This is a genomic window from Candidatus Protofrankia californiensis, from assembly GCF_900634765.1.
GTDB classification, from domain to species: domain Bacteria; phylum Actinomycetota; class Actinomycetes; order Frankiales; family Frankiaceae; genus Protofrankia; species Protofrankia californiensis.
Genome location: NZ_CAAAFT010000169.1, coordinates 11,360 through 14,451 on the forward strand (window position 1 = coordinate 11,360; position 3,092 = coordinate 14,451).

Here is a 3,092-nt window from a genome sequence, read left to right on the forward strand (position 1 = left end):
CGAGGTCGTCAGTACTTTCCGTACTCGGATCGGGGTCTCCGGACGGCAGCGCGATGTCGATGTCGCCGGACGGATGGCGGTGGATCGCCGGGTTTTCGCTCATCTGTCTACCCACCGTGACCTGGGAACTCGCCTGCCCTGCCCACGACCGGCACGCCGCGTGGAGCGCTCGCGGGGGACGTCCGGAGCCGTCGTCACCCCTGTTCCCACGGCGGTGCGGATCGATGTGACAGTACGCCTGCTCGTCGCATAGCGCACCCGGTAAACGGAATAGGGCGTTTTTCCTGTAGATGGAAAACTTTTCGGGTGTCGGCCAGCGGATAGTGGGGCCGGTGTCCGGGCCGCCGGAGTCATTTTCTAGGCTTGTCTCGTGTCTCGCCGCGCGAAAATTGTATGCACACTTGGTCCGGCCACCAGCTCGCCTGACAGGATTCGGGCGCTGGTAGAAGCCGGCATGGACATCGCCCGTCTCAACCTCTCCCATGGCTCCCACGAGCAGCATGCGCAGGCCTACCAGCAGATCCGCGCTGCGGCCGACGCCGTCGGGCGCAGCGTCGGCATCCTCATCGACCTCCAAGGCCCCAAGATCAGACTCGGGAAGTTCGGCTCCGGTCCGGTCACGCTTGTACCCGGCAGCCGGTTCACGATCACAACCGATGACGTGGTCGGTGACCAGCACCGGGTCGGGACGACCTTCTCCGGGCTGACCTCCGACGTCGTCGAGGGCGACCGGATCCTCGTCGACGACGGCCGGCTGGTGCTGGACGTTACCGAGGTCGTCGGCTCCGACGTCCACACCACGGTTGTCGTCGGCGGCCCGGTCAGTGATCACAAGGGGATGAACATCCCGGGTGCGGCCCTCGGCGTGCCCGCGTTGACCGACAAGGACACCGAAGACCTCCGTTTCGGGCTCGGTCTGCCCGCCGACATGATCGCTTTGTCCTTCGTCCGCTCAGCCGCCGACATCGAGAAGGTCCGGGCTGTGATGGACGAGGTCGGGGTGCGCCTGCCCGTCCTAGCCAAGATCGAGAAACCGCAGGCCGTCGACCAGCTCGAGGAGATCGTCGAGGCGTTCGACGGTCTTATGATCGCCCGGGGGGACCTGGGGGTGGAGATGCCGTTGCAGGTGGTGCCACTGGTGCAGAAGCGCGGCGTGTCGTGGGCACGCGAGCGTGCGAAGCCTGTGATCGTGGCCACCCAGGTGCTGGAGTCGATGGTCCACGCACCCCGGCCCACCCGGGCCGAGGCCAGCGACTGCGCCAACGCGGTTCTGGACGGCGCCGACGCGATCATGCTGTCGGCTGAGACCAGTGTCGGTGAATATCCCATCGAAGCCGTGTCCACGATGGCTCGGATCATCGAGACGGCTGAAACGGACCTTGCTCGAATCCCACCGTTGCGTACTCGTCCGCGTACTGTTGGTGGCGCCTTGGCGGAGGCTGCCGCCAATGTCGGCAACGCCATGGGCGCCCGCTACCTTGTGGCGTTCAGTCAGAGCGGGGACACCGCCCGCCGTCTTGCTCGTTACCGCAGCCCCATCCCGCTGCTGGCCTTCACCCCGGTACCCGCTGTCCGCAGCCAGCTCGCGCTGCTGTGGGGCGTTGAGACCTTCCTGGTCCCGTTCGCGCACAGCACCGACGAGATGGTGCGGCAGGTCGACAGCGCGCTGCTCCAGCTGGAGCGCTGCAAGCCCGGTGAGCTTGTCGTCGTCGTGGCCGGAACCCCGCCCGGCGTGGCCGGGATGACGAACACCATCCGGGTGCACCGGATCGGCGAAGAAGTCTAAACCTCCTTCCAAATTGTTGTTTTGTCCCAATTTGGAACCCTGGTGCGCGGGGTTGGTCGTTGTAGTGGGCTTGCCGATCATCTAATGATGATCGGCAAGGGGGATGGTGAGGTGTTGTTTCACCTGTGATGGCGGGGTGTTGCTTCACCCGTGGTGGTTGGACGCTGTTTTCCCGCAATGTGGGGACCCCTGGAGTGCCGGGTCGGTTACTGTGATCGTCAGGGGTTACGAGCGGATGTCGACACGGTGAGGATCTGACGCCGGTGCGCTTTGCGGTGTTTGAAGTTTTGTTTTCCGTGTCGGTTGTCGTAATGGATTCGTAGATTGGATGCCGTGGCCACTTGAGATAACTGTGGCTGACCGTGGTTTCCGGGCCGGTCGTGGCGCGGGCCGGCGGATCGTGCGGATCACCTGGAGCGATCCCCAGGGACGGACGTCGGGCCGTAGGGTCTTCCTTGATGAGGATTTTGCTGGAGTCAGGGGTCGAACCGGCGCATGGGCATCCGCGGGCCTTGCGTGAGTGTGTGACCGGTCAGGCGAACGCACGGTAATGTCGTTTACGCTACGTTGTATAGCGGCTACTGAGACGGTGCATGTTCCGGATTACGCTGGGCCTGACTCGGCCCAGGTGACCCGGGAGCGTGTGCAATGACCGAACAGCCGCCGCAGCGGCCTCGCCGGACCGACCAGGTTGCTGATATCGCCGGATCCGGTCCGGTCGCGAACCCGTCCGACGGGGAAGGTGCGAACGTCGACGGCGCGAAGAAGGCTTCTGGACGCCCGGCGGATCCGTCCGATCGGCCGAAGGCACCCGCCCCTCCCGCAGCGGGCGCTGCCGCCGGAGGGGGCGCCGCCGCGACAGCGGGCGCTGCCGCCGGGACGGGTACTCGGCCGACGTCCGGACATTCCCGGGCCCAGCCACCACGTTTTGGCGCCACCGGTGCCGCCGGCGCTGGTGCCGCCGGCTCCGCACCGCCGTCCGGGGGCCGGCCGGCGCCCGCCCGTCCACCGGCAGATCGCACGTCGGGTGTGTCACAGGGTGAGCGTCCAGCCGCGGCCCCACGTCCCGGAACGACAGCCGGTCCCGCGGGGACGACCGGCTGGGTACCCGGTCCAACCGGGCAGCGTGCCGGCGCACCGTCCTGGCAGGGGCCTGCCGTGCGGCCGGCCGCGCCTCCCGCGGATGGCCGCGTCGCAGGTAGGACCGCTGCTGGCGAGAACCTCACGTCCGGCCCTGCCAGGACGGACGCGTCGAAACAGCCGGCACAACAGCCGGCACAACAGCCGGCGGCGCCGCGTGGGCCCG

Annotated in this window: 1 protein-coding gene; it reads left to right on the forward strand. The window is 67.2% G+C overall.

The window, feature by feature from the left end:
- Positions 1-370 precede the first annotated feature (370 nt).
- Complete coding sequence (gene pyk, locus DD1DGNOD_RS09515; protein ID WP_131766262.1) at positions 371-1,786, forward strand: pyruvate kinase; 1,416 nt, start codon at positions 371-373, stop codon at positions 1,784-1,786.
- The last annotated feature ends 1,306 nt before the right edge of the window (positions 1,787-3,092 follow it).